Annotated in this window: 23 protein-coding genes and 1 pseudogene; 15 read left to right on the top strand and 9 right to left on the bottom strand. The window is 52.2% G+C overall.

Annotation, left to right across the window (positions count from 1 at the left end; all coding sequences use genetic code 11):
- Positions 1-56: 56 nt before the first annotated feature.
- On the bottom strand, positions 57-1,166 hold the full coding sequence (livK, locus tag OGY08_RS11180) for a high-affinity branched-chain amino acid ABC transporter substrate-binding protein LivK (RefSeq protein ID WP_003023433.1): 1,110 nt from the start codon (positions 1,164-1,166) through the stop codon (positions 57-59).
- 423 nt (positions 1,167-1,589) lie between these two features.
- On the opposite strand from livK, the gene panM reads away from it, so the two are divergent.
- Positions 1,590-1,973 carry an aspartate 1-decarboxylase autocleavage activator PanM gene (panM, locus tag OGY08_RS11175; RefSeq protein WP_125362793.1) on the top strand — a complete coding sequence of 128 codons (384 nt, stop codon included), beginning with the start codon at positions 1,590-1,592 and terminating at the stop codon, positions 1,971-1,973.
- Positions 1,958-2,085 (top strand): annotated as a pseudogene (locus tag OGY08_RS25295) (hypothetical protein). Before panM ends, OGY08_RS25295 begins: the two are co-directional and overlap by 16 nt.
- Positions 2,086-2,168: 83 nt before the next feature.
- On the opposite strand, the gene OGY08_RS11170 reads toward OGY08_RS25295, so the two are convergent.
- From OGY08_RS11170 to ftsY, 5 genes are all read right to left on the bottom strand, one after another.
- The gene (locus OGY08_RS11170) at positions 2,169-3,272 is read right to left on the bottom strand and encodes a branched-chain amino acid ABC transporter substrate-binding protein (protein ID WP_139157946.1); all 1,104 of its coding nucleotides are present in this window, start codon (positions 3,270-3,272) and stop codon (positions 2,169-2,171) included.
- Between the two features lie 320 nt (positions 3,273-3,592).
- Positions 3,593-4,447: an RNA polymerase sigma factor RpoH gene (rpoH, locus tag OGY08_RS11165; protein WP_003023425.1), complete on the bottom strand. Its 855-nt coding sequence runs from the start codon at positions 4,445-4,447 to the stop codon at positions 3,593-3,595.
- 270 nt (positions 4,448-4,717) lie between these two features.
- Positions 4,718-5,776, bottom strand: coding sequence for a permease-like cell division protein FtsX (gene ftsX, locus OGY08_RS11160; RefSeq protein WP_003837835.1), 1,059 nt, complete (start codon positions 5,774-5,776; stop codon positions 4,718-4,720).
- The gene (gene ftsE, locus OGY08_RS11155; protein WP_003023420.1) at positions 5,769-6,437 is read right to left on the bottom strand and encodes a cell division ATP-binding protein FtsE; all 669 of its coding nucleotides are present in this window, start codon (positions 6,435-6,437) and stop codon (positions 5,769-5,771) included. Before ftsE ends, ftsX begins: the two co-directional genes overlap by 8 nt.
- Positions 6,438-6,439: 2 nt before the next feature.
- A complete protein-coding gene (gene ftsY, locus OGY08_RS11150; RefSeq protein WP_008786366.1) occupies positions 6,440-7,966 on the bottom strand; it encodes a signal recognition particle-docking protein FtsY in 1,527 nt (508 codons plus the stop codon).
- Between the two features lie 151 nt (positions 7,967-8,117).
- On the opposite strand from ftsY, the gene rsmD reads away from it, so the two are divergent.
- Positions 8,118-8,714, top strand: coding sequence for a 16S rRNA (guanine(966)-N(2))-methyltransferase (gene rsmD / locus OGY08_RS11145; RefSeq protein WP_003827565.1), 597 nt, complete (start codon positions 8,118-8,120; stop codon positions 8,712-8,714).
- Entirely contained in the window at positions 8,704-8,979 is a 276-nt protein-coding gene (locus OGY08_RS11140; protein WP_003023415.1) for a DUF1145 family protein, read from the top strand. The genes rsmD and OGY08_RS11140 overlap by 11 nt, the downstream gene beginning before the upstream one ends.
- A 99-nt stretch (positions 8,980-9,078) precedes the next feature.
- Here OGY08_RS11140 and OGY08_RS11135 read toward each other — a convergent pair whose 3' ends face one another.
- Positions 9,079-9,438 (bottom strand): DUF2500 domain-containing protein, encoded by a 360-nt coding sequence (locus OGY08_RS11135; RefSeq protein ID WP_048236961.1) that lies wholly within the window; start codon positions 9,436-9,438, stop codon positions 9,079-9,081.
- A 141-nt stretch (positions 9,439-9,579) separates the two neighbouring features.
- On the opposite strand from OGY08_RS11135, the gene OGY08_RS11130 reads away from it, so the two are divergent.
- Both OGY08_RS11130 and zntA read left to right on the top strand, forming a co-directional pair.
- Positions 9,580-10,206: a lysoplasmalogenase gene (locus OGY08_RS11130; protein WP_003827558.1), complete on the top strand. Its 627-nt coding sequence runs from the start codon at positions 9,580-9,582 to the stop codon at positions 10,204-10,206.
- A gap of 74 nt (positions 10,207-10,280) precedes the next feature.
- Positions 10,281-12,479 (top strand): Zn(II)/Cd(II)/Pb(II) translocating P-type ATPase ZntA, encoded by a 2,199-nt coding sequence (gene zntA, locus OGY08_RS11125; protein ID WP_060682898.1) that lies wholly within the window; start codon positions 10,281-10,283, stop codon positions 12,477-12,479.
- Positions 12,480-12,577: 98 nt separating this feature from the next.
- Here zntA and tusA read toward each other — a convergent pair whose 3' ends face one another.
- The gene (gene tusA, locus OGY08_RS11120; protein ID WP_003827551.1) at positions 12,578-12,823 is read right to left on the bottom strand and encodes a sulfurtransferase TusA; all 246 of its coding nucleotides are present in this window, start codon (positions 12,821-12,823) and stop codon (positions 12,578-12,580) included.
- 168 nt (positions 12,824-12,991) lie between these two features.
- Here tusA and OGY08_RS11115 point away from each other — a divergent pair, with 168 nt between their 5' ends.
- A complete protein-coding gene (locus tag OGY08_RS11115; RefSeq protein ID WP_125362792.1) occupies positions 12,992-13,657 on the top strand; it encodes a 7-cyano-7-deazaguanine/7-aminomethyl-7-deazaguanine transporter in 666 nt (221 codons plus the stop codon).
- A gap of 72 nt (positions 13,658-13,729) precedes the next feature.
- Positions 13,730-14,287 carry a DcrB family lipoprotein gene (locus tag OGY08_RS11110; protein ID WP_003827547.1) on the top strand — a complete coding sequence of 186 codons (558 nt, stop codon included), beginning with the start codon at positions 13,730-13,732 and terminating at the stop codon, positions 14,285-14,287.
- 3 nt (positions 14,288-14,290) lie between these two features.
- Here the strand turns inward: OGY08_RS11110 and OGY08_RS11105 are convergent, their stop codons facing one another.
- Complete coding sequence (locus OGY08_RS11105) at positions 14,291-15,508, bottom strand: MFS transporter (RefSeq protein WP_125362791.1); 1,218 nt, start codon at positions 15,506-15,508, stop codon at positions 14,291-14,293.
- A 133-nt stretch (positions 15,509-15,641) separates the two neighbouring features.
- On the opposite strand from OGY08_RS11105, the gene OGY08_RS11100 reads away from it, so the two are divergent.
- From OGY08_RS11100 to OGY08_RS11070, 7 genes are all read left to right on the top strand, one after another.
- Positions 15,642-16,688, top strand: a complete 1,047-nt coding sequence (locus tag OGY08_RS11100; protein WP_008786374.1) for an AI-2E family transporter — start codon at positions 15,642-15,644, stop codon at positions 16,686-16,688.
- A 471-nt stretch (positions 16,689-17,159) separates the two neighbouring features.
- Positions 17,160-17,537: a hypothetical protein gene (locus tag OGY08_RS11095; RefSeq protein ID WP_122973818.1), complete on the top strand. Its 378-nt coding sequence runs from the start codon at positions 17,160-17,162 to the stop codon at positions 17,535-17,537.
- Between the two features lie 68 nt (positions 17,538-17,605).
- Positions 17,606-18,667: a class I SAM-dependent methyltransferase gene (locus OGY08_RS11090; RefSeq protein ID WP_003827540.1), complete on the top strand. Its 1,062-nt coding sequence runs from the start codon at positions 17,606-17,608 to the stop codon at positions 18,665-18,667.
- A 40-nt stretch (positions 18,668-18,707) separates the two neighbouring features.
- Positions 18,708-19,427: a beta-ketoacyl synthase chain length factor gene (locus OGY08_RS11085; protein WP_057067180.1), complete on the top strand. Its 720-nt coding sequence runs from the start codon at positions 18,708-18,710 to the stop codon at positions 19,425-19,427.
- A complete protein-coding gene (locus tag OGY08_RS11080; protein ID WP_125362790.1) occupies positions 19,427-20,242 on the top strand; it encodes a lysophospholipid acyltransferase family protein in 816 nt (271 codons plus the stop codon). The genes OGY08_RS11085 and OGY08_RS11080 overlap by 1 nt, the downstream gene beginning before the upstream one ends.
- Positions 20,223-20,480: a phosphopantetheine-binding protein gene (locus tag OGY08_RS11075; protein ID WP_003827537.1), complete on the top strand. Its 258-nt coding sequence runs from the start codon at positions 20,223-20,225 to the stop codon at positions 20,478-20,480. Before OGY08_RS11080 ends, OGY08_RS11075 begins: the two co-directional genes overlap by 20 nt.
- A 12-nt stretch (positions 20,481-20,492) precedes the next feature.
- The gene (locus OGY08_RS11070) at positions 20,493-20,744 is read left to right on the top strand and encodes an acyl carrier protein (protein ID WP_003827536.1); all 252 of its coding nucleotides are present in this window, start codon (positions 20,493-20,495) and stop codon (positions 20,742-20,744) included.
- Positions 20,745-20,750 lie beyond the last annotated feature (6 nt).

Below are 20,750 nucleotides of genomic sequence, written 5' to 3'. Positions count from 1 at the left end.
AACCTTTTTAAACCCGCCCGTTTTGCACGGGCGGTGGGATAACTCGTCTTCAGGTATTACTTCGCGACGGTCGAAGAACCGTCTGCATGCCACTGGAAGACACCAAACTCAAATCCCTTCAAATCGCCTTTTTCGTCCCATTTCAGCGGCCCAATCACGGTATCAGCCCCGTGTGCTTTCAGATCTTTCACCAGGTCCAGCGGCTCTTTGCTACCGCTGCGATCCATTGCTGTCGCCAATGACTGGACGGCTGCATAAGTGATCCACACGTATGGTCCGGTTGGATCTTTCTTGTCAGCTTTGAGCGCATCGACGATAGCCTTATTCGCCGGATCCTGGTCATAGCGTTTTGGCATGGTTACCAGCATGCCTTCAGCAGCATCACCGGCGATGTTAGACAGCGACGCATTGCCGACGCCCTCAGGTCCCATAAACTGGGTTTTCAGCCCGACGGAACGCGCCTGACGCAACATTTGCCCCATTTCCGGGTAGTAGCCGCCGTAATAAACAAAGTCGATATTTTCTTTTTTCAGGCGGGCGATCAGCGCAGAAAAATCTTTTTCCCCGGCGGTGATACCGTCAAAGAAAACGATGTTGGCTTTGCCCGCTTTCAGGCTGTCCTGCACCGAACGCGCCAGGCCTTCACCGTATTGCTGTTTATCGTGAATGATGGCGATACGCTGTGGCTTCACCTTCTCCAGAATGTATTTCGCGGCGGTCGGCCCCTGAGAGGAGTCCAGGCCCGCTGTACGCATAATGTGAGCGTAACCGCGCTGGGTCAGTTCCGGGTTTGTGGCACCCGGAGAAATCATCAGAATGCCTTCATCTTCATAGATATCTGATGCGGGCTGCGTGGAAGATGAGCACAGATGTCCAATAACGTACTGAATGCCGTCATTGACGATTTTGTTCGCTACCGCAACGGCCTGTTTCGGATCGCAGGCGTCGTCATATTCCACAGCAACCAGTTTGTCGCCTTTGACCCCGCCTTTGGCATTGATATCTTTAATGGCCTGACGTGCGCCATTAAATTCCATATCGCCCCACTGCGCGACCGGACCTGACATCGCGCCGACAACAGCGACCTTGATATCTTCCGCCATGACCGCGTGTGACATTGCCAGTGCTATCACCCCTGCGATGATTGTTTTCGCATTCCGTTTCATTACCTGAATCCCCATTCGTGACGTAATTAATATTTTGTATTTATATGGTTAAAAAGCAGTCTGTGCTTTTTTTGAACTGCACGATTTTTACCAGTCTCATTAATGGTTTAGCGCAGTTTTTTAAGCAAAATCAGGCTAAAATCTCTATTTTTCAGTCGATTAAGAAAAGATAATATTCTGCTTTTCACTATAGATAAACAAAAAAAAGCACGTTTGTCAGCATAAAATAACGGTACAAAGAGCCGAATAAAATGCTGCATTCCAGGGTATTATTCTGCCTGTTTTTCAATCTCTACGGTTTCAAACTGTCATTACCGTTGTTACAAAATTATTAATCTGGTTATTCACATAAAAAAGAGAAAGCATCCGGCCGAATTATTTCGGTACACTCATTCCATCTTTTGTGATTTGGACATGCTGTTAATGAAGCTGACCATCGTTCGTTTAGATAACTTTAGCGACCAGGACCAGATTGATCTGGGAAAAATCTGGCCGGAATATTCCGCCTCATCGTTAAGCGTAGATGAAACGCACCGGATCTACGCCGCACGCTTTAACGAGCGTCTGTTAGGCGCAGTTCGCGTAACCCTGAGCGGCACGCAAGGTGCATTAGATTCATTGCGCGTACGCGATATCACCCGCCGTCGCGGCGTCGGACAGTATTTGATCGAAGAAGTCATCCGGGAAAACCCTGACGTGAGTTCATGGTGGATGGCCGACGTCGGCGTTGAAGACCGCAGCGTGATGACCGCGTTTATGCAGGCGTTAGGGTTTACAGCCCAGGAGAATGGCTGGGAAAAAAGATAAAAAAGCCGGATGGCGCTGACGCTTATCCGGCCTACATGCTGGGAGCAAAAAATAAAAAACCACCTCGCAATTTTCCAAGAATTTCACGTTGCAGGAAGGCGGCAAGTTATGAAGTCCCCGGGAGCTTACATAAGTAAGTGACCGGGGTTGAATAACGTAGCCAACGCATTTGCAGCGCGAAAGGCACCTGGAAAATTATTTGGCGTCGGTCGCCGTCCCGTTTGCATGCCAGTCAAACACACCGAATTCAAAGCCTTTCAGATCGCCCTTCGCATCCCATGACAGCGGCCCCATTACGGTTTCCACTGAGTTTGCTTTCAGGTATTTGGCAATTTCAGCCGGGTCGTCAGACTGGTTCAGACCGGCCTGCAAGGATTGCAGCGCGGCGTAAGTGGTCCATACGAATGCACCGCTCGGATCCTGTTTCTTGGCTTTGATCGCGTCCACAATCGGTTTGTTCGCCGGAACCTGATCGTAGTTCTTCGGTTTCGTTACCAGTAAGCCTTCTGCAGACTCACCCGCGATGTTAGACAGCGACACGTTCGCTACCCCTTCTGGTCCCATAAACTGGGTTTTCAGACCTGCGGCACGAGACTGACGCAGGATCTGCCCCATTTCCGGGTGATAACCACCGTAGTAAACGAAATCGATATTCTCTTTCTTCAGGCGCGCTACCAGCGTCGAGAAGTCTTTTTCACCGGCGGTGATCCCGTCGAAGAACACCACGTCAGCGTTGGCTTTCTTGAGGTTGTCCTGCACGGAACGCGCCAGGCCTTCACCGTACTGTTGTTTATCGTGAACGATCGCAATGCGCTTCGGCTTCACTTTTTCAACGATATATTTGGCAGCGGTTGGTCCCTGATCGGAATCCAGACCGGTGGTACGCATCACCAGGTTATAACCGCGCGCGGTCAGCTCCGGCGCCGTTGCCGCTGGGGTGATCATCAGAATGCCTTCGTCTTCATAGATATCTGACGCAGGCTGAGTGGAAGACGAGCACAGGTGGCCGATAACATATTTAATCCCGTCGTTGACCACTTTGTTAGCTACCGCTACCGCTTGTTTCGGGTCACAGGCATCGTCATATTTCACCATGACCAGTTTGTCGCCTTTCACGCCGCCTTTGGCGTTGATATCTGCAATCGCCTGCTCTGCGCCAGTAAATTCCTGATCGCCATACTGCGCTACCGGACCGGACATCGCGCCGACGACGGCAACTTTAATATCCTTAGCAAACGCCATATTGCTCAAAGACAGGGCGATACATCCTGCCAATAACGCTTTACCCTTCATATTCATCCTGACAATCCCCATTATTGTGGTTATTACGTGTGTTGTGATGTTGTTGTTCAGCACTTTATTTCGATTATTGGATAGCCACCCGTGCTTTAGCAGCATACTCTGCTAAAACATACCCGATTTTTATTATTTTGGAATAGCTAAATTTACATCCAGATAACAAATTCGTATCTGGGGAGGGGAGGAAAGGTCGTAGGCCCGATAAGCAAAGCGCCATCGGGCAAAGGTGTTGCCGGATGGCAGCGTAAACGCCTTATCCGGCCTACAAAAAACAAAACCCCCGAATTCACATTCGAGGGTTCATTGGCAATGCGCGAAGATTACGCTTCGATCGCCGCGCGCAGTTTTTTCATGGCGTTCTTTTCAAGCTGACGAACACGTTCAGCGGAAACGCCGTAGCGATCGGCCAGTTCCTGCAACGTCGACTTGTTGTCTTCGTCCAGCCAACGGGCACGAATGATGTCCTGGCTACGCTCGTCCAGACCTTCCATTGCGTGGGTCAGTTTGTTCGCGGCCTGATCTTCCCAGTTATCTTCTTCAATGCCGTCGGCAAAGTTAGAAGATTTATCCTGCAGATACAGCACCGGGGCCATCGGCTGGCTGTCAGACTCATCGTCTGAAGACATGTCAAACGTCATGTCCTGTGCCGCCATACGGGATTCCATTTCGCGCACGTCTTTGCTGGAAACACCCAGCTCGCGAGCAACCATTTCAACTTCGTCCTGGTTAAACCAGCCCAGACGCTGCTTGGTTTTACGCAGGTTAAAGAACAGCTTACGCTGTGCTTTGGTGGTCGCAACTTTAACGATACGCCAGTTACGCAGAACGTATTCGTGGATCTCAGCTTTGATCCAATGCACGGCGAAGGAAACCAGGCGCACACCCACTTCCGGGTTGAAACGGCGCACAGCTTTCATCAGGCCGATATTACCTTCCTGAATCAGATCCGCCTGCGGCAGGCCATAGCCCGCATAATTACGAGCAACATGAACAACAAAGCGCAGGTGAGACAGGATCAGCGTTTTAGCTGCTTCCAGATCGCCCTGGTAATGCAGCTTTTCAGCCAGTGCCCGCTCCTCGTCAGCCGACAACATCGGCCACGCGTTCGCAGCCCGGATGTAAGATTCCAGGTTACCAACAGGGGCTAAAGCTAAATTTTGCATTTCTTTGGTCATTCAAATCCTCTCAATCTTTTCATCTGGCGCATTGGCTAAAAACTAATTAACAAAAACCAGTAGCAACAACCATGCCAGAGCTTATGAGCAACGAGAATATCATTCAATCTTTTATCAGACAGTGATTTTATCCACAAGTTCCATGTCGTAATGTGTATAGATTACGCACAAAATGTGACATCACAATGAATACGCCGGGAAGAGATCACAGGGACTCTTTCCCTGCAGAGCGAACTACTCAGTGCAGGGAAAGATTATACCAGAGATTTTTTAATCGGGGGTAAAGTGGCGTAAATGTTGAACCGTGGCAAGCCAGGCTGCCACCCAGCCAATCATTGAGCACACCAGCAGCAATAACAGGCACTCGTCGAATGATAAGCCATTGATATCAAACTTGGTTCCAAAAACCTGCGCCACTTCAGTTACCGCTGACGACAGACGCATCACCAAAATTTCTGACAAAATCAGTGAAAGAAATGCACCGGAAAAACCGAGCAGTGCACCGCCGTAGAGGAACGGACGCAGGATAAATCCATCCGTCGCGCCAATCAGTTTCTGCACGTTAATGGTATCGCGACGCGCAAAAATACTCAGACGCACGCTGTTACCAATGACGAGGAAGACCGCCGCCACCATCAGCACGCCAATCATCGCGGAAACGCGTCCAACAAGGCCCGTCAGCGCCGCCAGGCGAGCGAACCAGCTGTCATCCATTCGCACTTCATCAATACCGTTGATTTGTGCGATGCGGTCACGCAGCGTGTTCAGCGACTCCGTACCCTGGAAGTCCAGTTTCGGGATAACAACTGCCACGGCCGGAAGCGGGTTCTCTTCCAGCATATCCAGCGCGCCGCCAAAGCCAGACCAGTTACGGAATTCGCCCAGCGCGTCGTCACGGGAAAGATAATTCACTTTCTCCACGCCCTGCTCGGCCTGCAACTGACCAACCACCCGCGCCGCCGCATCATCATCCAGCGTTTTTTGCAGGTAAACGGTGATCTGCGGAGACGGATAATACTGGCTTGCCGCATGGTTTACGTTCTTATAAACCATGTAGCACACGCTTGGCAGCGTCAGGGAGATGGCAATAACCATCACCGTCAGAAACGTCGCCAGCGGCTTGCTTTTCAGGTCCTGTAACGCGCCCTGAAACGCATAACGTACCTGCTCGTTAAAGACATTGGTTTTACGCGAATTCGGCTTTGGCGCGGCTTTCGCACGCTTTGGCGCGTTGCGACCGCCGTCACCCGGCGCACCGCCCGATTTACGAAAGCGATCCAGTCGGCCACCGAACTGTTTGATTTGGTTAATAGCGTCACGTCTATTCATGCGCCAGGCCTCCATGCAGATGTCCATCGCTCAGAACCATTTGGCGATAGGAGCGACGGGAGATCAGGCCAATATCGTGCGTGGCCATTAATACCGTGACCCCGACGCGGTTAAACTCTTCGAACAGGCGAAGGATCCCTTCTGACAGCGCGTCATCCAGGTTCCCCGTTGGTTCATCCGCCAGCAGCACCGCAGGTTTGTTCACCACCGCACGGGCGATGCCGACGCGTTGTTGTTCACCGCCGGAGAGCTGAATCGGGAAGTTTTTCGCTTTGTCCAACAGCCCGACCTTATCCAGCGCCGCTGACACGCGACGACGAATATCGTCCCCGCTGGCACCCGCGATGATCAGCGGGATTGCCACATTGTCAAACACGGTTCTGTCCATCAACAGGTGGTGATCCTGAAAAATCATGCCAATCTGGCGACGCAGAAACGGCACTTCACGGTTTTTCAAACGGCTGATGTCATGCCCGCTAAAGTAGATTTTCCCGGCGCTGGGCCGTTCAATTCCACAAATCAGCTTCAGCAGGGTACTTTTCCCCGCGCCGGAGTGGCCGGTCAGAAACGCCATCTCGCCAGGCTGCATATGGAAAGTCACTCCCTGCAGCGCTTGTCTCCCACCGAGATAGGCCTTGCTGACATGTTCAAAGCGAATCATTGTTAATCCTCTCGGGCAAAAAGTGCCTCTATAAAATCGTCCGCTTTAAACGGACGTAAATCCTCGATACGTTCGCCCACACCGATATAGCGGATAGGGATGCCAAATTGATCGGCAACCGAGAAGATAACCCCGCCCTTCGCCGTACCGTCCAGCTTGGTCAGGGTGATACCGGTTAAGCCCACCGCTTCATGGAACAGTTTGGCCTGGCTTATCGCATTCTGCCCGGTGCTGGCGTCGATAGTCAGCATAACTTCATGCGGCGCATCTTCGTCCAGCTTCTTCATGACGCGAACGATTTTTTTCAATTCTTCCATCAGGTGCGATTTATTCTGCAAACGCCCTGCGGTATCAGCGATCAGCACGTCTACGTTACGCGCCTTCGCCGCCTGGATGGCATCAAAGATAACGGACGCGGAATCCGCGCCAGTATGCTGAGCAATCACCGGGATGTTGTTACGCTGACCCCAAACCTGCAGCTGTTCTACCGCCGCCGCACGGAAAGTATCACCTGCCGCCAGCATTACCGATTTACCCTGCTGCTCAAACTGACGCGCCAGCTTACCAATAGTGGTGGTTTTGCCCACGCCGTTGACGCCAACCATTAAGATAACAAATGGTGTTTTGCCATCAACGTTCAGCGGTTCGTCAACCTTCGCCAGAATCTCGCCCATCTCTTCTTTCAACAGACCGTACAGCGCTTCCGCATCTTTAAGCTGCTTACGGCTGGCGCCTTCCGTCAGATTCGCAATGATCTTGCGGGTCGTTTCTACACCCACATCAGCGATCAGCAGCTGCTCTTCCAGCTCTTCAAACAGATCATCGTCGATTTTTTTACCACGGAACAGACTGATAAATCCGGAACCGAGGTTTTCTTTTGTTTTCAGCAGGCTGCGTTTCAGACGCGCAAAGAAACCTTCTTTGGTTGGTTTTTCCTGCTCCTGGACCACCTCTTCTTCTACCGGTTCTTCTACAGCAGGTTCTTCTACCGGCACCACCATAACCGCTTCTTCAGCAGCCTCAGCGGCCAGCGCCTGTGCTTCCAGCTCTTCGTCGGTCAGTTGCGGTTCGTTTTCAGCTTCTTCTTCAGCCGCCTCAACGATTTCCACGGTTTCCGCTTCGGCCTGCCATTCTTCGGCAGAAACTTCTTCAGTTTTCACCTCTTCCGGCAGCGGCAATTCTTCGCGTTCGATAACCACCGCTGCTGGCGTTTCCACTACAGTTTCAGCAACGGGTTCAGCAACCGGCTCAATCTCCGGCTGCGCTTGTTCGGCGACAGGTTCTTCTTCCGGCTGCAGTTTTTCGATTTCCGCAACCTGTTCAGTTACTTCAACGACTTCAGCTGCAAAGGCTTGCGTTTCAGCCTCGCTACGGGTTTCCTCGACGTGCGGCTGTTCGTCAACGACGGTAGTTTCTTCAGCAACCGGTTGTTGTTCTTCATTTTTTACTTCTGTCTCGTTTTCCGGTGCCTGCTCTTTTTGACCAAAGCCCAGCCAGGAAAAAAAGCCACGTTTTTTCTCTTTCGCCATTTGCGACTACACTCCCCCGCTGTTGCTTCATGGCACAGCGTCAACGCTATGTACATAGCAGCTAAAAAAATGATGAAATAGTCTATCACTTAACTTAACTCACATCACCGCCTGGAATGACACGTCAGCAGCGGATTGAGCAATAATTGAAATGAAAAAACCGAATCACTCTGGTAGCGGCCAGATCCGCATTATTGGCGGGCAATGGCGTGGCCGTAAACTCCCGGTTCCGGACAGCCCCGGCTTACGTCCGACCACCGACCGTGTGCGCGAAACGTTGTTTAACTGGCTGGCCCCGGTAATGGTCGATGCTCACTGTCTGGACTGCTTCGCCGGCAGCGGCGCGCTGGGGCTGGAAGCCCTCTCTCGCTATGCGGCAAATGCGACGCTTCTGGAGATGGATCGCGCGGTATCTCAGCAGCTACAAAAGAATCTCGCCACGCTAAAAGCCTCCCATGCCCGCGTCGTCAATACCAATACGCTGACATTTTTGGCTCAGGCAGGTACGCCGCATAACGTGGTATTTGTTGACCCGCCGTTTCGCAAAGGATTACTGGAAGAAACATTAACTCTTCTGGAAACTCATGGCTGGCTGGCAAATGAAGCGTATATTTACGTTGAAAGCGAAGTAGAAAACGGCTTACCGCCGGTTCCGGTGAACTGGTCGCTATACCGTGAGAAAGTCGCCGGACAGGTCGCCTATCGCCTGTACCAACGTGAAGCACGAGGAGAACACGATGCTGATTAACCTAGGACGCCTGCTGATGCTGTGCGTCTGGGCATTTTTACTACTGAATATTTTCCAACCCTTTCCACGCCCGCTTAACATCTTCGTTAACGTCGCACTGATATTTATGGTGCTGATGCATGGCATGCAGCTGGCGCTGCTAAAAAGCACCATGCCTAAAGATGGCCCGCAGATGACCAACGGAGAGAAAATCCGTATTTTTCTGTTCGGCGTCTTTGAGCTACTGGTGTGGCAGAAGAAGATTAAAGATCAGTTGAAGAAGTAGCTGTGATCTTTTCGCCCGGCGGCACGTTGCGGGCCGGGGCGAAAAATCTGTAGGCCGGATAAGGCGTAAGCCGCCATCCGGCATCAGTCAGATGACACCTTAGCGTTCAAGCGTAAAATCAACAAATCGCGAACCTTTGTAACTCAGCGTGCCTTTATCCCCGACCGTTAACGCGTGGTACTGCTGGGCATCCAGACGAAACGTCTGCTCCATCCCCCCGTTTTGTGGCTTAAAGCTGGCTTCATAGCGCATGCTGGTTCCTGCCGGGCTCACTTCCTGCTGGCGGGATCGCCGATCGTTTAGCGGTTTTTCCCGTTTATTACTTACCACCACCTGCTTTTGCACCAGCGGCGCCGCATCATTATCGGCTTTTTCTCGCCGCTGCTGAACAAAGCGAAACGACGCAGCGACAACGATTAAGACAATGATAACAATGAAAAAAAGTGGTGGTTTGCTCATATTATTAACCCATCAGAAAATGCGGAAATAAGCATACATCGCCTGTTATGGTGTTGTCATCTGGCTGTGTCGACCTCTACACTGGACAGTAGAGCCGTGAGCACCCCGCTTACGAAAAAATAACGAATTCAAGGAACTAAGATGCTTTGGTCGTTTATCGCTGTCTGTCTTTCCGCATGGTTGTTCGTGGATGCTTCCTATCGTGGACCTGCCTGGCAACGCTGGGTCTTTAAGCCCCTGACGTTACTCCTGCTGGCGCTGCTGGCCTGGCAGGCGCCAATGTTTAACGCTATCAGCTATCTGGTGCTGGCTGGCCTGCTTGCCTCGCTGCTGGGCGATGCGCTGACGCTGTTACCGCGCCAACGCCTGCTGTACGCCGTGGGGGCATTCTTCCTGTCGCATCTGCTGTATACCATTTACTTCGCCAGCCAAATGACGCTGTCGTTCTTCTGGCCTTTGCCGTTGGTGCTGGTAGTGCTGGGGGCGTTGCTGATCGCCGTGATCTGGACGCGTCTGGAAGAGCTGCGTGTCGCTATCTGCACCTTTATCGGCATCACGCTGATGATGGTCTGGATGGCCGGTGAGCTGTGGTTCTTTCGACCGACCGCCCCGGCGCTGTCGGCATTTATGGGCGCATCCCTCCTGTTCATCGGCAACATTGTCTGGCTGGGTAGCCATTACCGTCGCCGCTTCCGCGCCGATAACGCTATTGCCGCCGCCTGCTACTTCGCCGGACATTTCCTGATTGTTCGTTCGTTGTATCTTTAAAACGCTTGACTCTGGAGTCGACTCCAGAGTGTATCCTCCGGTTAATACGAAATGATTATCAACCGGAGGATGCCATGTCGACACCCGATACCCGTGGCAAAAAAGTCCCACAATTCTCTTCTTTCAAGCCAGCGCCTGCACCACAAAAGGCGGATGACTGCTGCTGCGAAGGAAGCTGCTCCACTACACCAACCGTATCCGATACCGTAATAGGTACCCGCTATTCCTGGAAAGTGGCGGGCATGGACTGCGCAGCTTGCGCCCGCAAAGTAGAGAATGCGGTCCGCCAGGTCAGCGGCGTCAACCAGGTCCAGGTTCTGTTCGCCACTGAAAAACTGGTGGTCGATGCCGGTTCCGATATCCGCCAGCAAGTTGAAAACGCGGTGCAAAAAGCAGGCTATACCCTGCGCGATGAGCACGCGACGGACGCCGCCCCCGAGTCACGTTTTAAAGAAAACCTGCCGCTGATTTCGCTGATTATTATGATGGCGATTAGCTGGGGGCTGGAGCAGTTCAATCATCCTTTCGGTCAGATAGCGTTTATCGCCACCACGCTGGTCGGTCTGTATCCCATTGCCCGTCAGGCCCTGCGTCTGATGAAAACCGGCAGCTACTTTGCCATTGAAACGCTGATGAGCGTCGCCGCCATTGGCGCACTGTTTATCGGCGCGACGGCGGAAGCCGCTATGGTGCTGCTGCTGTTTTTAATTGGCGAGCGTCTGGAAGGTTGGGCCGCCAGCCGCGCCCGTAAAGGGGTCAGCGCTCTGATGGCGCTCAAACCGGAAACCGCCACACGCTTGCGTAACGGCGAACGCGAAGAGGTGGCTATCAATACCCTCCGGCCTGGCGATGTTATTGAAGTTGCCGCGGGTGGGCGTTTACCTGCCGACGGCAAACTGGTCTCCGGCTTTGCCAGCTTTGATGAGAGCGCCCTGACCGGCGAATCGATCCCGGTTGAACGCGCCACCGGCGAGAAAGTCCCGGCGGGTGCCACCAGCGTGGATCGTCTGGTAACGCTGGAAGTGCTCTCAGAACCGGGTGCCAGCGCGATTGACCGTATTCTGAAGCTGATTGAAGAAGCGGAAGAACGCCGCGCTCCCATTGAGCGCTTCATTGACCGTTTCAGCCGAATTTATACCCCAGCTATTATGGCGGTTGCGCTGCTGGTCACCCTCGTGCCGCCACTGCTGTTTGCTGCATCCTGGCAGGAGTGGATTTACAAAGGGCTGACGCTGTTGCTGATTGGCTGTCCTTGCGCTCTGGTGATTTCAACGCCCGCAGCCATTACCTCTGGTCTGGCCGCCGCGGCACGTCGTGGGGCGTTAATCAAAGGCGGAGCCGCGCTGGAACAGTTGGGTAGAGTCACTCAGGTGGCGTTTGATAAAACCGGCACCCTGACCGTCGGTAAACCACGCGTCACGGCGATTCATCCGGCAAGCGGTATTGGTGAGGCTGAACTGCTGGCACTGGCGGCAGCGGTAGAGCAAGGCGCGACACACCCGCTGGCACAAGCGATTGTCCGAGAAGCACAAACGCGCGAGCTGACTATTCCTGTCGCAAAAGAGCAACGGGCGCTGGTTGGCTCTGGAATTGAAGCGCTGGTCAACGGCGAACGCGTACTGATTTGCGCCGCTGGTAAGCAGCCTGCCGATGCCTTTGCCGGGCAGATTAGCGAGCTGGAAAGCGCGGGCCAAACGGTGGTGTTGGTGCTGCGTAACGATACTGTACTCGGCGTACTGGCCCTACAAGACACGCTGCGCGATGACGCTCGCAGCGCCATCAGCGAGCTTAATCAGATTGGCGTGAAAGGCGTGATCCTGACCGGTGATAACCCGCGTGCGGCCGCCGCCATTGCCGGTGAACTGGGCCTCGAATTCAAAGCGGGACTCTTGCCGGAAGATAAGGTGCAGGCCGTTACCCATCTTAACCAACAGTCGCCGCTGGCGATGGTCGGCGACGGCATCAACGACGCTCCGGCAATGAAAGCGGCCACAATTGGTATTGCGATGGGAAGCGGGACCGACGTCGCGCTGGAGACCGCCGATGCCGCTCTGACCCACAACCGTCTGCGTGGTCTGGTGCAAATGATTCAGCTGGCGCGGGCCACCCACGCCAATATTCGCCAGAACATTGCGATTGCGCTGGGTCTGAAGGGGATTTTCCTCGTCACCACGCTGCTCGGGATAACCGGACTGTGGCTGGCGGTGCTGGCGGATACGGGGGCGACGGTGCTGGTGACCGCGAACGCGCTGCGGTTGTTGCGTAAAGGGTAGTGCCTGTTTCTCGCCTGATGGCGCTTCGCTTATCAGGCCTACAGGTTACTCAGTCTTTATAGGCCGGAGAAGCGTTAGCGCCATCCGGCATAACAAGATTACTGCCCTTTGCGCACCAGATAGCGGTACGGCAGCGAGTCGGTCTCTTTGGCCACCAGCTCATGTTCCATAAAGGTACAGAAGCCAGGAATATCGCGGGTTGTTGCTGGATCGTCGGCGACAATCAGCAGCGTTTCACCGGCCTGCATGCCGCGTACGGTTTTACGTACCATCATTACCGGTTCCGGGCAGCGCAGCCCCTGGGCATCAAGAGTATGGTCGGGGGAAGTAAACAGGTCGCTCATCGTCGTCTCATTCATACAAAAACGGCGTTATTTTACGCTCTGTTGTGGCGTAAGCCAATCAGGTTAACGATTGCGTGAAAAACAACCATTGCAATGTGCTCTTAAAGCAGTATCATGCGACGGTTTTTTATTGGGTTCCCTCACCCCATCCAACAAAAAGGTCACAATATGACTCCGTTTACACAAACTCAGCGCGTAAAAGCGTTGTTCTGGCTATCGCTATTTCATCTGCTGGTGATCACCTCCAGCAACTATCTGGTGCAGCTTCCAATCTCCATTTTTGGTTTCCATACCACATGGGGCGCGTTTAGCTTTCCGTTTATTTTCCTCGCGACCGACCTGACCGTGCGTATTTTTGGCGCGCCGCTGGCTCGACGTATCATCTTTGCGGTTATGATCCCCGCGCTGCTGATCTCCTATGTCGTTTCATCACTGTTCTATATGGGATCGTGGCAAGGATTCGGCGCACTGCTGCACTTTAACCTGTTTGTCGCCCGTATCGCCGCCGCCAGCTTTATGGCCTACGCGCTGGGACAAATTCTGGATGTGCATGTCTTTAACCGCCTGCGTCAGAACCGTCGCTGGTGGCTGGCACCGACGGCGTCCACGCTGTTTGGCAATATCAGCGATACGTTGGCCTTCTTCTTTATCGCTTTCTGGCGTAGCCCGGATGCCTTTATGGCCGAGCACTGGATGGAAATCGCACTGGTCGATTACTGCTTCAAAGTGCTGATCAGCATTATTTTCTTCCTGCCAATGTATGGCGTGTTGCTGAATATGTTACTGAAAAGGCTGGCAGATAAATCTGAAATCTCTGCATTGCTGACGAGTTAAAGGTTCATTTTCCGAGTTGTGATAAGATGGACGAATGAGCCGTTATGGCCGTTTATCGAAAGGAAGAAGTCAATGCGCAATCTGGTTAAATATGTCGGTATTGGCCTGCTGGTTATGGGGCTTGCGGCCTGTGATAATAGCGATACAAAAGCGCCAGCCGAGGGTGCTGCCGCAGAAAGTAACGCCACCGGACAACCGGTCAGCCTGCTGGACGGCAAACTCAGTTTTTCCCTGCCAGCGGATATGACCGATCAGAGCGGCAAGCTGGGCACCCAGGCGAACAATATGCACGTATATTCTGACGCAACCGGCCAGAAAGCGGTGATTGTGATTGTTGGCGACAACACCAACGAAGATCTGGCCGTGCTGGCAAAACGTCTGGAAGATCAGCAGCGTAGCCGTGATCCGCAGCTGCAGGTCGTCACCAATAAATCTATTGAGCTGAAAGGCCACACGCTGCAGCAGTTAGACAGCATCATCTCGGCCAAAGGCCAGACCGCATACTCTTCCGTGGTGTTGGGTAAAGTGGACAACCAACTGCTGACGCTGCAAATCACGCTGCCTGCTGACGATCAGCAAAAAGCGCAGACTACCGCAGAAAACATTATTAACACGCTGGTTATCCAGTAACGGTTAAGACGATGACGCGGCCTCCGGTGACACCACCTGAGGCCGTTTTTTTAACCGCCAGGTCAGCAATAACGCCACCGCTACCAGCCCTGACGCTGCCAGATAGATAACCGGCACACCCGCCCACGTCATGACCAGCCCGGCCAGCGGCCCGGTAACCCCCAGCGATAAATCCATAAACACCGTGTAGGTCGCCAGCGCAGCACCCTGATTTTGCTGAGGAACGGCTTTTACCGCCACCACGCCCAGCGCCGGGAAAACCAGTGAGAACCCAGCCCCGGCCAGCAGAACGCCGATTTTCGCCATCCACGGCATCGAAGCCATCCCGACCAGTAACAGCCCGACAATCTCGACGCTAAAGCAGATCATCGCCACATTCAGCCCGCCTAAACGGTTGATACCATTTGGGAACAACAAACGAGTACCGACAAACGTGCAGCTAAAAAGCGTCAGCGCGAATGCGGCGCCATCCCAGCCTTTGGCATCATAGAACAAGGTAATGAAGGTAGCGATTACCCCAAATCCGGCGGAGGCCAGGGCCAGCGCCATACCATACAACCAGACGCGCCCAAGCACCGCGCGAAATGGCAACGGTTTGCCTTTGCTGGCCTTTATCGCCGGACGAGGGAGCGCCAGCAGGATTGCCAACAGTGCCACGCCCATCACGGTCAGCGCCAGCCCCTGTAAGCCACCCCAGGCATAAAACAGAACACCCAGCGGCGCGCCTATCGCCATCGCGCCATAGGTCACGATACCATTCCAGGAAATCACCCGTCCGATGTGCATTGAGCCAACCACCCCCACGCCCCACAGCGTAGAGCCGGTCCCGGCAAAGCTTTGCCCGATCCCGAGAATCACGCGCCCCAGACATAGCAGCAGCAGACTGGCCAACGGCCAGCCGTTCGTTGATCCCGCCAGTAAATAGCCCAGGCCACTTAAAAAGCAGCCGCACAGCCCAAATACCACAATCTTCTTTGGCCCCAGCAGATCGGCATAGCGACCGGCATGCGGACGGCTCAGCAGCGTAGCGAAATATTGCAGGCTGATGACCAGCCCAGCCCAGAAAGCGCTAAATCCCATTACATCATGGACGTAGCCAGGCAACACCGCGAGCGGCAGGCCGATGGTCAGGTAGCTGGCGAAGTTAAACATCACCACAGAAACAATACGCAGGTTCAGGCGTAAACCGCTAAGCGTCGGTTCAGCGACGGGTTCGGGCATGGAGGGTCACCACGTTTTCACAACAGTGTTTCATTTCTACCATGTTGCAGAGCAGAAATCAGTAGCCAGTTTAGGAATATCAGTCGCAAGCCAGCCGCTACACTTAATGCATAAACGCAAACAGGAAGAAGACATGATAACCACCCAGCCCGATAAAACGGGTTTGCACATTTTGCTCAAACTGGCCGCTCTGGTGGTGATCCTCGCAGGTATCCATGCTGCGGCGGATATCATTGTACAGCTGCTGCTGGCCCTCTTTTTTGCCATTGTATTGAATCCACTGGTCACCTGGTTTATCCGCCGGGGAGTCGGTCGCCCAATCGCTATTACCTTAGTCGTGGTGGTGATGCTGATCGTTCTTACGGCGTTGGTTGGCGTGCTGGCGTCGTCAATCACTGAATTCATGGACCTGCTGCCAAAATACAATAAGGAGCTAACGCGCAAGGTTCTGTATTTGCAAGAGATGGTGCCTTTTCTGAATCTGCATATGTCCCCGGAACGTATACTGCAACGCATGGACTCTGACAAGCTGATGACCTTCACAACCACGCTGATGACGAGTCTTTCTGGTGCCATGGCCAGCGTCTTTCTGCTGGTGATGACGGTAGTTTTTATGCTGTTTGAGGTGCGTCATGTCCCCTATAAGATGCGTTTTGCGTTGAATAATCCGCAAATCCACATTGCGGGGCTACATCGAGCGCTGAAGGGTGTGTCACACTATCTGGCGCTGAAAACGCTGCTCAGCTTATGGACCGGTGCCATAATCTGGCTGGGACTGGCGCTGATGGGGATTCAGTTTGCTCTGATGTGGGGCGTACTGGCATTCCTGTTAAACTACGTGCCCAACATTGGCTCGGTCATTTCCGCCGTCCCGCCAATGATCCAGGCACTGCTATTTAATGGCATTTACGAATGTCTGTTGGTTGGCGCACTGTTTCTGGTGGTGCATATGGTGATTGGCAATATTCTCGAACCCCGAATGATGGGGCATCGGCTGGGATTATCGACGCTAATCGTCTTCCTCTCTCTGTTGGTATGGGGATGGCTGCTCGGTCCGGTCGGCATGTTGCTCTCCGTGCCGTTAACCAGCGTATGTAAAATCTGGATGGAAACCACCACAGGCGGCAGCAAACTGGCGATTTTGCTGGGGCCCGGCAGGCCCAAAAGCCGGCTTCCCTGAAAAACTACCAACCGAGGTAGTTTTTATATTTTTATATGACCGTTAAAATGACGCTAACGCAGTTATATATAGAAGCTTATCTTAAATAAAGAGTGAAAGGGATTTCATTTTTTATAAAGAAAATACATAAGTCAAGATGATGGTTTCTTTACCAAAACGCATAAAAATAATGAATACCCCCCAAAGCATTTAAATTAAGCTATCTACTTAGCTTTAAAGGTTATTTTATTTGATACATTTTCTCTAAAAATCTATACTTCTCGCCAATGATGATGCTGAAAAATTTCCGTTGAAGAAAGTCTTGGGATATTACTATCCGGTCATCTCATTACCTTGCTACCAACTATATGAAATAAAATGCTAATTTAGCTTAAATATAATCATAGGCAATACAAGGTGCCCATGATTTCGGAGTTTATTATTTAACACGTATAAACGGTACTTTGATAGGGAGCTTTAATGAAACAGTATATTAAGTGGTTTGCGGCCATTGCCGTTGTCGGTGCTCTGGCGGGTTGTGCACGTACTGCGCCGATTGATCAAGTTCACACCAGTGTGAGCGCGGGGCATACTCAGGACCAGGTTAAAACCGCAATCCTGAAAGCCGGTATTCAACGCCAATGGGTCATGTCTGAAGTCGGACCAGGTGTTATTAAAGCTCGCCAACAAACCCGCGATCATGTAGCTGAAGTCCGTATCACTTATACCGCCACCAGCTATGACATCAAATACGACAGCAGCCTTAACCTGCAGGCATCTGGTGGAAAAATTCACAAAAACTATAACCGCTGGGTACGCAATCTGGATAAAGACATCCAGCTTAATCTGTCAGCCGGCGCCAATCTGTAATTATGCCTAAAGTCGGGCTGAAAAGGCCCGATACTCTTATTATCTGCCATTTAACAGGTTGTCCCCACATGTACGAACAGGATTCGCTTAGCGCACTGGATGCCATTACTGAAGCACAACGTATCGCCTTTGCCCCTATGCTTTTTCAAACCGCGTTGTGTCTGCGAAATGCGGGAGTACTCACCTGGCTAGACAAGCAAGGTAAACGCGGCGCCACGCTCGACGAAATTACCGAAAACAGCACCATCAACGAATATGCCGCCAGCATCCTGTTGGATATGGGGTTAAGTGGGCGAATCATTACCCACAAAGAAGGATATTATTACCTCGCTAAAGTCGGTCATTTTCTTTTACATGACACGATGACGCGCGTGAATATGGACTTCACTCAGGATGTTTGCTACCAAGGATTGTTCTATCTTGAAAATGCGTTGAAAGATGGAAAACCCGCGGGACTAAAAATTTTTGGCGACTGGCCAACAATCTATCCTGCGCTATCACAATTACCGCTGGCTGCGCGTGAAAGTTGGTTTGCTTTTGATCATTACTATTCAGATGGCGCATTTGATGCCGCATTGCCATATGTATTCGCCAGCGCCCCTGCAACCCTGTACGATGTCGGTGGAAATACCGGAAAATGGGCATTACGTTGTTGTCAGCATGATGACAATATTACAGTCACCCTCTTAGATTTGCCGCAACAAATTGCACTTGCCCGCGAAAATATAGAAAATGCAGGATTATCTCATCGCATAAATTTCCATGCTGTGGATATGCTTAGCGACTCGCCTTTACCTGACGGCGCTGATATCTGGTGGATGAGCCAATTCCTGGACTGTTTTTCCCCGGAACAAATTATCGCTATGCTAAGCAACGTTGCTCGGGTGATGAAACCGGGCGCGAAGCTGTGCATTATGGAGCTGTTTTGGGATGCCCAAAAATTTGAGGCGGCCTCATTTAGCCTGAATGCGTCTTCGCTTTATTTTACCTGTATGGCGAATGGCAACAGCCGTTTCTACAGCGTAGAGAAGTTTTATCACTATCTGAATCAGGCAGGTTTTCAGGTAGATGAACGCCACGACAACTTAGGTGTTGGGCATACTTTATTGATATGTCAGAAGAAAAAATAAGAAACAATCGGAACAACCGATTTACCGCGGATACGCGTTGATGAAATTTGCTTTCAACATTATTGACTGGCAGGCCAAGGCACCAGGGTTAAGCGAAACAGAACAGTGGCATGAATGGTCACGGCTTTCGCACGCCATCGATCCCACCGCGCCGTTGGCTAAGCTCCATGAGTTACCGATGATGACAGCTCGCCGCCTCAGTTCCGGCAGCAAACTGGCCGTCGATTGCGGTCTGGCGATGCTACGCCGTCATGATATCAATGCCGTTTTGTATACCAGCCGCCATGGTGAACTGGAGCGTAACTACAGGATCCTACACGCTCTTGCGACTGAGCAAGCGCTCTCACCGACCGATTTTGCCCTTTCTGTCCATAACTCTGCTGTGGGTAACTTGACCATCGCCGCAAAAAAACCGATTGTCTCCTCCTCGCTTTCTGCTGGCAGGGATACATTCCAGCAGGGGTTATGCGAAGTCATCGGGCTGTTGCAGGCGGGATATCAGCGCGTATTGATGGTCGATTTCGACGGTTTTCTGCCCGAGTTTTATCACCCACAGTTACCACCAGACATGCCAACGTGGCCGTTTGCCGTCGCGCTGGTTATTGAATCCGGTGATAGCTGGCAATGTGAAACCCGTCCACACAGCTCACAGGACGAGACAACGTTGCCGCAAAGCCTGTTGTTTTTACAACATTACTTACAAGATGCCAGGGCGTTTACCCTGCCTGGCGAACGCGTACAGTGGCAGTGGAGTCAGTGATGAACACGATGATCCTGCGGCTTAACCGGGTATGGCGACTGGTGATGACCGGTTTTTGCTTTGCCCTGTTTGGCCTCGGCGGGCTCCTCCTATCTACGATTTGGTTTAACGTCCTGCTGATCGCGGTATGGGATAAAGCCCGACGTCGGCGTATCGCCAGACGCAGTATCGCCGCCAGTTTTCGTCTCTTCTTAACCGTGGCGAAGCGGCTTGGCGTGCTGGATTACCAGATTGAAGGGCGAGACATTTTACGCAACGAACAAGGGTGTCTTGTCGTCGCCAACCACCCGACGCTGATCGACTATGTCCTACTGGCCTCGGTCATGCCAGAAACCGACTGTCTGGTGAAAAGTGCACTACTAAAAAATCCTTTTCTCGGCGGCGTAGTCCGGGCCGCAGATTATCTGATTAACAGCCAGGCTGATGCGCTATTGCCCGCTTGCCAGCAACGTCTGGAGCAAGGCGATACCATTTTAATTTTCCCCGAGGGAACCCGTACACGCCCCGGAGAAGCAATGACGTTACAGCGTGGTGCGGCGAATATCGCCGTACGCTGCAGCAGTGATTTACGCATAGTGACTATTAACTGCAGCGAACAAATGCTGGATAAAGAAAGCCAATGGTACAACGTCCCATCTGTAAAACCGATGTTTACCATTGCAGTACACGAACGGGTTAAGATCGACCAATTTTACGACGCAAACTCACAAGAACCGGCGCTGGCCGCAAGGCAGTTGAACCGGCATCTTTTGCTTCAATTACAACCAGGTACTTTACCTCTTTCAGGAATTAATGATGCAAGCGCTTTATCTTGAAATCAAAAATCTCATTATAACGACATTGAATCTCGACGAACTGACAGCTGATGATATTGAAACCGAAGCGGCACTCTTTGGCGATGGCTTAGGTCTGGACTCAATCGATGCCCTGGAGCTGGGTCTGGCGGTGAAAAACGAGTATGGCGTGATCCTCTCAGCAGAGAGCGAAGAAATGCGTCAGCACTTCTTCTCCGTCGCCACGCTGGCATCTTTCATTCACGCGCAACGTGCCTGAGGATAGTCCGTTATGACCGAACAAAAAGCCATTTACGCAGAAGTCTCCTCGCTGCTGGTCAAGCTGTTTGAAGTTGACCCGCAAGATATCAAGCCTGAGGCGCGCCTGTACGAAGATTTGGAACTCGATAGCATCGATGCCGTCGACATGATCGTGCATCTGCAAAAGAAAACCGGTAAGAAAATCAAGCCGGAAGAGTTCAAAGCAGTACGCACCGTACAAGATGTCGTCGATGCGGTAGAACGCCTTCTCAAAGAAGCGTAATTCTCC

It is taken from the genome of Citrobacter sp. Cpo069, from assembly GCF_030332785.1.
Taxonomy (GTDB): domain Bacteria; phylum Pseudomonadota; class Gammaproteobacteria; order Enterobacterales; family Enterobacteriaceae; genus Citrobacter; species Citrobacter portucalensis.
This window is presented reverse-complemented; position numbering and strand designations above follow the sequence as displayed.

Excerpts from the sequence above, each read along its gene's own strand:
- livK (WP_003023433.1), bottom strand. The coding sequence starts at position 1,166 with ATGAAACGGAATGCGAAAACAATCATCGCAGGGGTGATAGCACTGGCA.
- panM (WP_125362793.1), top strand. The coding sequence starts at position 1,590 with ATGAAGCTGACCATCGTTCGTTTAGATAACTTTAGCGACCAGGACCAG.
- OGY08_RS11170 (WP_139157946.1), bottom strand. The coding sequence starts at position 3,272 with ATGAATATGAAGGGTAAAGCGTTATTGGCAGGATGTATCGCCCTGTCT.
- rpoH (WP_003023425.1), bottom strand. The coding sequence starts at position 4,447 with ATGACCAAAGAAATGCAAAATTTAGCTTTAGCCCCTGTTGGTAACCTG.
- ftsX (WP_003837835.1), bottom strand. The coding sequence starts at position 5,776 with ATGAATAGACGTGACGCTATTAACCAAATCAAACAGTTCGGTGGCCGA.
- ftsE (WP_003023420.1), bottom strand. The coding sequence starts at position 6,437 with ATGATTCGCTTTGAACATGTCAGCAAGGCCTATCTCGGTGGGAGACAA.
- ftsY (WP_008786366.1), bottom strand. The coding sequence starts at position 7,966 with ATGGCGAAAGAGAAAAAACGTGGCTTTTTTTCCTGGCTGGGCTTTGGT.
- rsmD (WP_003827565.1), top strand. The coding sequence starts at position 8,118 with ATGAAAAAACCGAATCACTCTGGTAGCGGCCAGATCCGCATTATTGGC.
- OGY08_RS11140 (WP_003023415.1), top strand. The coding sequence starts at position 8,704 with ATGCTGATTAACCTAGGACGCCTGCTGATGCTGTGCGTCTGGGCATTT.
- OGY08_RS11135 (WP_048236961.1), bottom strand. The coding sequence starts at position 9,438 with ATGAGCAAACCACCACTTTTTTTCATTGTTATCATTGTCTTAATCGTT.
- OGY08_RS11130 (WP_003827558.1), top strand. The coding sequence starts at position 9,580 with ATGCTTTGGTCGTTTATCGCTGTCTGTCTTTCCGCATGGTTGTTCGTG.
- zntA (WP_060682898.1), top strand. The coding sequence starts at position 10,281 with ATGTCGACACCCGATACCCGTGGCAAAAAAGTCCCACAATTCTCTTCT.
- tusA (WP_003827551.1), bottom strand. The coding sequence starts at position 12,823 with ATGAGCGACCTGTTTACTTCCCCCGACCATACTCTTGATGCCCAGGGG.
- OGY08_RS11115 (WP_125362792.1), top strand. The coding sequence starts at position 12,992 with ATGACTCCGTTTACACAAACTCAGCGCGTAAAAGCGTTGTTCTGGCTA.
- OGY08_RS11110 (WP_003827547.1), top strand. The coding sequence starts at position 13,730 with ATGCGCAATCTGGTTAAATATGTCGGTATTGGCCTGCTGGTTATGGGG.
- OGY08_RS11105 (WP_125362791.1), bottom strand. The coding sequence starts at position 15,508 with ATGCCCGAACCCGTCGCTGAACCGACGCTTAGCGGTTTACGCCTGAAC.
- OGY08_RS11100 (WP_008786374.1), top strand. The coding sequence starts at position 15,642 with ATGATAACCACCCAGCCCGATAAAACGGGTTTGCACATTTTGCTCAAA.
- OGY08_RS11090 (WP_003827540.1), top strand. The coding sequence starts at position 17,606 with ATGTACGAACAGGATTCGCTTAGCGCACTGGATGCCATTACTGAAGCA.
- OGY08_RS11085 (WP_057067180.1), top strand. The coding sequence starts at position 18,708 with ATGAAATTTGCTTTCAACATTATTGACTGGCAGGCCAAGGCACCAGGG.
- OGY08_RS11080 (WP_125362790.1), top strand. The coding sequence starts at position 19,427 with ATGAACACGATGATCCTGCGGCTTAACCGGGTATGGCGACTGGTGATG.
- OGY08_RS11075 (WP_003827537.1), top strand. The coding sequence starts at position 20,223 with ATGCAAGCGCTTTATCTTGAAATCAAAAATCTCATTATAACGACATTG.
- OGY08_RS11070 (WP_003827536.1), top strand. The coding sequence starts at position 20,493 with ATGACCGAACAAAAAGCCATTTACGCAGAAGTCTCCTCGCTGCTGGTC.